Here is a 6,309-nt window from a genome sequence, read left to right as displayed (position 1 = left end):
TTTACGAAGGGAGCCCTTCTAAATATATTCCTCGAGAGGCTCTTCGATATGCCGCTGTTTTGAAAGCAGATGAAATTCCATTCTGGCCGTCAGCTCGGTTGAACTGGCTTTTGGGGCTTTGTAAGAATGAGGGAATAAAAATAGATCGTGAAGCTGCTTCTTTATTGGTGGAATGGATCGAAGACGGAGAAGAGCTTCGCAGCGAAATAATGAAACTTGGCTTTTTTGCGAAGGGACAGGTTATATCGTCAGAGATTGTCAAAGCTCTTTCTTTCGATGAGGGGCGTAATAGCCTTCTTCGTCTCCTTGATGGATTATGTCAGGGGGATAGAGAAGAGATACTAAAAGCCTTTCCCCACCTGAGAGAAAGTATGCCTTTTTTACCTTTAGTGGCAGCCATTTACAACCGATTTCGGCCTGTACTTTATCAAGCCTTTTTCCCATCTTTACCAGAGAAGCAGCTCACGAGCTTTTTGAGCATTCGAAATTACGCGTGGAAAATGGCAGCCGAGGCGAAAAAAAATTATTCTAAAGAAGATCTTTCCAGATTTTTGGTGGGACTAATAGCTTTTTCTTATGGGGAAAAAACAGGGTTAGGTAAAGGATGGTTGGGCTTGGAGACATCCGTATTAAGGCTTTTGTCTCAAAAGAGGACCTCTCATAAAAAAAGCTGAGTCTAGGACGTTGATCCCTTACTCAGCTAAAAAACAAAATTTTTATGGGTGGAAGCCTCTTATTCCTGGCTGACTTCAACAACTTCTCCGGCGAGAGTTTTAACCTTGTTGGTTAAAAGCGATTTCCGGCGGGCGCCTGTATTTCGATGCATAACGCCCTTCACTATAGCCTTATCAATAACACTCTGGGCTTCCTGAAGTCGTTTTTCGGCCAGCTCAGTGTCCTGATTATCAACAGCTTCAAGAACCTTCTTGACTGCGGTTTTGCAGCGGCTCGACCAATAACGATTGTAAAGCCGGTTCTTTTCGCTGGTTCTCATCCTTTTTTCTGCGGACTTCTTGTTGGGCATTTCCTTCACCTCCTCCCCATAAAACGCACCACATTTTAACACGCTCTTTGATATATTAGCAATAGACTTGTGGTTTCGCCATAGAGAAGAGAGGTTATTCCGATGATTATAGAGAGCCCTATGAATCAGATATTTGCTCCAGGAGGGGTCTTGGAGAAGCATTTTGATAATTATGAATATAGGGAACCGCAATTATTATTAGCCCAAAAAGTCTGGGAAGTATTGGAATCAAGAGAAGAAAGCATTGTAGCGGCAGAGGCTCCTACTGGGGTAGGAAAAACATTTGCACTTCTTATCCCAGCTCTTTTAGCGGCTATCCCTGCTGAGGAGAAGATTTTGGTTCTCACTGCTGGAATTACCTTGCAAGAACAGCTGATTCGAAAAGACCTACCTCGTTTAGGGGAAGTGTTAGGTCTTCATTTTTCTTATGGGCTTCTCAAAGGGAGAAACAATTATGTGTGTCTTCGCCGGGCGTTAGAGATGGAGCATGAAGGGTTCCTTTCTTTTGGAGATAGTGGTGCGGCTTCTATGTACCTTTCCGAGTGGTTACAGAGAACGGAGACTGGCGATCTTTCAGAGCTCAAGCTCCCCTCAGACTCTCCCATTTTCCCCAGGGTATCAGCCCAGATGAGAGGGTGCCTAGGCCATCGATGTCCTTATAGAGAACAGTGTTTTGTCCAAAAGGCTCTTAAAAAGGCCCAAGACTGGAATGTTGTTGTTTCTAATTATCATATGTACTTTGCGTATGTTCTTGGAGCGGGAAAGGCTTTCCCAGTAGATTTCCACATTTTAATCTGTGATGAAGCTCATCGTATGGTAGATGCTGCCCGATCTGTAACTTCTGTAAGTGTTGCTTGGGAAGATCTGGTTCGTTTATTGCGGAGCAAGGGAGCATCGATAGCGGAATCTTATTTACAAACGAGAGAAGAGAATGTAATAACTTTACGAGATCAACTCTCATTAGCCAGAGAGGAGGGGAATCGTCTTTTTGAACTATTGGAAGTGTCAACTCCAGATGGCGTGTTAATCCCCTCTAAAAATGACGAGCTTTTTCGTAGTGGGCAACTCGTGGTTTCCCATATAGAAGAGGCTTTGAAAATCTTAGATCAGGTGGACGAGTTTAGAGCCGATGAGGGGTTTAATAGAGATGAAGATCAGTTGGCTATAGCTTTAGCTTGGGTAGAAGAGTTGAGGCTTTTTTCTGATTCTCTTCTTTGGTGCTTGGCTGTTGAGCACTTCCCTGAGTGGGCATACTGGCGTGAAAAACGGATACTCGTAAGTGAACCGACAGTTTGTTCTGCTAGTGTTTCTGAAGGCCTTCATTCTCAAAACCCGAAAAAAATATTTGCTGTGTCTGCAACGATGACAGTGGGTGGCTCTTTTGAATTCTGGCAGAGAGAAACAGGCATAGAACCAACTGAAACGTGTGTTCTGAATTCTCCTTTCGATTTGCCCCATCAAATGGAAGTTTTGATTGTAGATTTAGGGCTTCGAGTGATTGATGAAGGATATGATGAACGTGTGTGTCGTGTGGTGGAGCATCTTTGTGACGAGAACAGAGGGAGCTCTCTTGTCCTTTTAAGCTCTATGCGTCTCGTCAAAAAAGTAGGGGAGTGGATGAAGCGAATTAAAAGAGACTATGATGTGTTTGTCCAGAACGATTTGCCTCGTACAGAACTATTGGAACGTTTTAGGGAAAATGTCTCCAGTGTTCTTGTCGGCAGCGTTTCTTTTAGAGAAGGGGTTGATGTTCCGGGAGAAGGGTTAACGCAAGTCATTATCGATCGCATTCCGTTCCCCCATCCCAAAGATCCCATAATACAGGCTAGGAACGAATTAGAGGGGAAAAAAGCATTTCTTTCTGTAACTCTTCCTCAAGCTCGTATGCTCCTTCGCCAAGCTATAGGTCGTCTCATTCGTTCCAGTCATGATCGTGGCAGAGCCGTTATTCTCGATGGCCGTGTAATAGATAGGCAGAGCTGGCATATACGTAGAGATTTGCCACCAGTACCTATAAGACGATTATCTGTTAAAACCAATTCTGTTGCTCATGGGAAAACGGTGTGATATAGTATCAAAGCTGATTGATTTTCAGTCTTTTTGCGTCTGTGTGTGACTTTGTTTCTGGGAGGTGTAGTCGTGAATAAAGGTACTTTTCAGCCCCATAATAGACCGCGAAAGAGAAAAATGGGTTTCCTTGCCCGTTCCAGCTCTCCCAGCGGATTGAGAATTCTTCGCAACCGGAGACGCAAGGGGCGTAAACGCCTGACTGTGTAGCTTTGAAACTCGGGTATTCACGCTCTGTGCGACTCAAAAAGGGTTGGGAATATGATCATGTTTTCCGCACCGGCAGTCGCTCCAAAGGCGAGCTGGTGCGGTTGCTGTTTGTTCAGGCGCCAGATAGCTGTACCAGAGTCGGTTTTGCAGTGGGGAAGCGTCAAGGGAAAGCGCATGTTCGCAACAGGGGGAGACGTATTTTAAGGGAAGGAGTCCGTCGGCTTCTCCCTTGGATGAAAGGGCCATATTGGTATGTTTTCTCTCTTCGTACAGCAGGGCTTTCTGCAGGAAGCCGAGAAGTATATTATGATATGGCCAAGTTGTTGAAAGGGTTAGGGCTTCTTAACGATGTATGGCCAGGAGAAAAGTGGGACCTTGAGAAGGATCGAAGTGATAATTGAATGAAAATAGGAACGCAATGTGCTGTAGCGGCGATTCGTTTCTATCAAAAATGTATCTCTCCTATGTTGGGCAAAAATTGCCGATTTTATCCTACTTGCTCTCAATATACTCTTGAGGCCATAGAGAAATATGGGGTATTGATAGGTATACGTCTCGGGGTGATTCGTATTTTAAAATGTGGTCCTTGGCACCCTGGAGGATATGATCCTGTGCCTAATAACCCTAAATTGCATAATTCTGATTGAGGATGGTGAATAGAGTGGGTGCTCTCTGGAAAGCAGCAGGGGATTTTATGCTTCTTATCTTGGAAACACTTCATAATTTGACAGGATCGTGGGGTCTGGCTATTATTTTGCTGACTCTAGCTGTGAGGGTTTTGCTTCACCCTCTAACGCATAAACAGATGGTAAGCATGCAGAAAATGCAGGTGCTGCAACCCCGTATGAAAATGCTGCAAGAGAAATATAAGGATGACAAGGAGACTCTTAACAGAGAGATTATGAATTTGTACAAGGAAAATAAGGTGAATCCAGCTGCTGGATGTTTACCTCTTCTCGTACAACTTCCGATCTTGATCCTTCTTTTCCGGTTGCTTATGAATTACAATTTTGGCAGTGAACCTTTTTTAGGATTTATCAGCCTTGAAGGGTCGGTTTTAACGACCTTGGCAAAGGCGGTATCTCTTTCTGCTGAAACGAAAATTGGAGCCATGACTGTCCTCTCTGGAATCCTTTCAAATCCTGCTGGATTGGTACATGTTTCTGTATATGGCGGCAACCTTCTTCTCCTTGTGGTGGTGGGATTTCTTACGTGGGCTCAGCAACAACTGAGTTCTTCTGGGAATCCGCAAGCGGCAATGATGAGCTGGTTTATGCCTCTTTTCCTGACCTTCATTTGTCTTAGTTTGCCGGGAGGCGTTTTGCTTTATTGGGGGGTTTCTTCTTTTCTGGGAGTTGCTCAGCAGTGGTGGATTACCAAAAAAACTGCTGTGGAGTTACAGAATAAGCCCGTACTTCATAAAAATAGACCCTCTGGAAAAGGAGAAGAGTAGCATATCCTGCACAGGGTTTTGTGTTGAGGGAGGACTATCAATGACAGAGCAGGACAAAATGGTGTTCGAAGTAAGTTCTGTTGAAGAAGCTAAAAAACAGGCTGCGGCTCGGTTTGGTTTGAACCCTGACGATTTCTTTGTCAAAATTATAGAAGAGGAAAAAAGCTTTTTTGGTTTGCTGGGAAGAAAACTTCGAGTAGAAGTATGGCCAGTAGCCCCTCTTTGTGTTTTGAAAGGGGAAGAGGTGGCCACAGATCTTTTATCTTTCATGAATTTGTCTGTTACAGTAGACGGTTCCGAAGAAGGAGTTTTGAATCTTTCTGGAGAAGATGCAGGTATTGTTATTGGCAAATACGGAGAGACATTGAAAGCCATGGAATATTTGCTGAACCTAATGCTTCGTGATGAAAATAGAGAAGGGCGTCTCCATCTAGATAGCGATGGGTACCGTGATAGAAGAGAGGCAAGTCTTCAACGTTTAGCTCTTGCTGCTGCCAGAAAGGCTATACGAAGAGGGAAACCTGCCTATCTTGAGCCTATGACGAGTTGGGAGCGACGGATTATCCATTTGGCACTGAAGGATAGAGAAGATGTAACCACTCGATCTGTGGGGGAAGAGCCGTCTCGAAAAGTTATAATTTGCCCTACGCTATCCCAGCGAGGAAAGCGACGCTATTAAAAGATGCATCAGGTCTTGTTCCATCTTGGTTCTTTTACGGTCTACAGCTATTATATGCTGTGGACCGTTGCTTTATTTGTAGGTTTTTTATGGACATACTCTCGTTCAGTGATTCGCTATGGGCTGCTTCCACATGATGTAATATTTTTATTGTCAGGAGCAGGTTTAGGTATTATAGCGGGAATGAGCGTCAGTATATATCTTAAGCATCCTGGCATTATTTGGGAAAACCCCCTGCGCTTGTTTTATTTTGGAGAGGGAGGTCTTTCTTCCTTCCATGCTTTTATAGGAGGAGTTTTGGGCACCCTTATCATTTTATGGGTACGGAAGATCCCATTATGGCGAGTTACAGAGGCTTCTGCTTTGCCTGCTTCCGTAGTTCTTGCTATAGGAAGATGGGGGTGCTTTTTGAACGGATGTTGCGCCGGAGTGGAGACTTCTTTTCCTTGGGGGATACGTTTTCCCATTGATCCAAATCGGCTTCTTCGTCATCCTACAGAGCTTTATTATGCTTTTAGTGCCCTTGCAATACTCTGGATTCTTCAAGAAGTAGAGGGACGAATAGGTGCATTAGAAAGAAAACATCACCAAGCGATTCTTTGGCCTCTTTTTTGCTTTTTATATGGTTGTTCCCGCTTCCTTATCGATCCTTTGCGTATCGATTGGTTTGCCCAAAGGCGTTCATTTTTTATGAGCAGTTCCTTTCTTGTAATCACAGGTGCAGTATGGGGTGTCTTTTCCATTGTTCAAATGCGTCGACCATAGTTTTAGTAGCAGCACCGAGACCAGGAAAGTTCATTATTATGAGATAGGTAAAACCTACGATGCCTTTTCCTTTAATCCTTATACAATAAGAGTGTAATGAACAAGAGATAT

Annotated in this window: 9 protein-coding genes; 8 read left to right on the top strand and 1 reads right to left on the bottom strand. The window is 44.0% G+C overall.

Features of this window, described 5'->3' with window-relative positions; all coding sequences use genetic code 11:
* Positions 1–674: DNA polymerase III subunit delta (gene holA, locus B3L97_RS06090; RefSeq protein WP_286934579.1), on the top strand; the 674-nt coding region annotated here is incomplete at its 5' end.
* Positions 675–733: 59 nt separating this feature from the next.
* Here holA and rpsT read toward each other — a convergent pair.
* Positions 734–1,024 (bottom strand): 30S ribosomal protein S20, encoded by a 291-nt coding sequence (rpsT, locus tag B3L97_RS06085; RefSeq protein WP_286846342.1) that lies wholly within the window; start codon positions 1,022–1,024, stop codon positions 734–736.
* A 102-nt stretch (positions 1,025–1,126) separates the two neighbouring features.
* On the opposite strand from rpsT, the gene B3L97_RS06080 reads away from it, so the two are divergent.
* Genes B3L97_RS06080 through B3L97_RS06050 form a run of 7 tightly spaced genes read left to right on the top strand, consistent with a single transcriptional unit; the run spans position 1,127 to position 6,198 of the window.
* Positions 1,127–3,091 (top strand): ATP-dependent DNA helicase, encoded by a 1,965-nt coding sequence (locus tag B3L97_RS06080; RefSeq protein WP_286934578.1) that lies wholly within the window; start codon positions 1,127–1,129, stop codon positions 3,089–3,091.
* Between the two features lie 45 nt (positions 3,092–3,136).
* Positions 3,137–3,301 carry a 50S ribosomal protein L34 gene (gene rpmH, locus B3L97_RS06075; RefSeq protein ID WP_414630720.1) on the top strand — a complete coding sequence of 55 codons (165 nt, stop codon included), beginning with the start codon at positions 3,137–3,139 and terminating at the stop codon, positions 3,299–3,301.
* A gap of 26 nt (positions 3,302–3,327) precedes the next feature.
* Positions 3,328–3,702: a ribonuclease P protein component gene (locus B3L97_RS06070; protein WP_286846338.1), complete on the top strand. Its 375-nt coding sequence runs from the start codon at positions 3,328–3,330 to the stop codon at positions 3,700–3,702.
* On the top strand, positions 3,703–3,948 hold the full coding sequence (gene yidD, locus B3L97_RS06065; protein ID WP_286934577.1) for a membrane protein insertion efficiency factor YidD: 246 nt from the start codon (positions 3,703–3,705) through the stop codon (positions 3,946–3,948).
* Positions 3,949–3,962: 14 nt separating this feature from the next.
* On the top strand, positions 3,963–4,754 hold the full coding sequence (locus B3L97_RS06060) for a YidC/Oxa1 family membrane protein insertase (RefSeq protein WP_286846336.1): 792 nt from the start codon (positions 3,963–3,965) through the stop codon (positions 4,752–4,754).
* 40 nt (positions 4,755–4,794) lie between these two features.
* A complete protein-coding gene (jag, locus tag B3L97_RS06055; protein ID WP_286934576.1) occupies positions 4,795–5,433 on the top strand; it encodes an RNA-binding cell elongation regulator Jag/EloR in 639 nt (212 codons plus the stop codon).
* 3 nt (positions 5,434–5,436) lie between these two features.
* The gene (locus B3L97_RS06050; protein ID WP_286846332.1) at positions 5,437–6,198 is read left to right on the top strand and encodes a prolipoprotein diacylglyceryl transferase; all 762 of its coding nucleotides are present in this window, start codon (positions 5,437–5,439) and stop codon (positions 6,196–6,198) included.
* The last annotated feature ends 111 nt before the right edge of the window (positions 6,199–6,309 follow it).

It is taken from the genome of Aminobacterium sp. UBA4834 (genome assembly GCF_002400205.1).
GTDB classification, from domain to species: Bacteria; Synergistota; Synergistia; order Synergistales; family Aminobacteriaceae; genus Aminobacterium; species Aminobacterium mobile.
Note: the sequence above shows the minus strand (reverse complement) of the source record. Positions and strands in the feature narration are given on the sequence as shown.

Coding starts and splice junctions, on each gene's coding strand:
- jag (WP_286934576.1), top strand. CDS start 4,795: ATGACAGAGCAGGACAAAATGGTGTTCGAAGTAAGTTCTGTTGAAGAA.
- yidD (WP_286934577.1), top strand. CDS start 3,703: ATGAAAATAGGAACGCAATGTGCTGTAGCGGCGATTCGTTTCTATCAA.
- B3L97_RS06080 (WP_286934578.1), top strand. CDS start 1,127: ATGATTATAGAGAGCCCTATGAATCAGATATTTGCTCCAGGAGGGGTC.
- B3L97_RS06050 (WP_286846332.1), top strand. CDS start 5,437: ATGCATCAGGTCTTGTTCCATCTTGGTTCTTTTACGGTCTACAGCTAT.
- rpsT (WP_286846342.1), bottom strand. CDS start 1,024: ATGCCCAACAAGAAGTCCGCAGAAAAAAGGATGAGAACCAGCGAAAAG.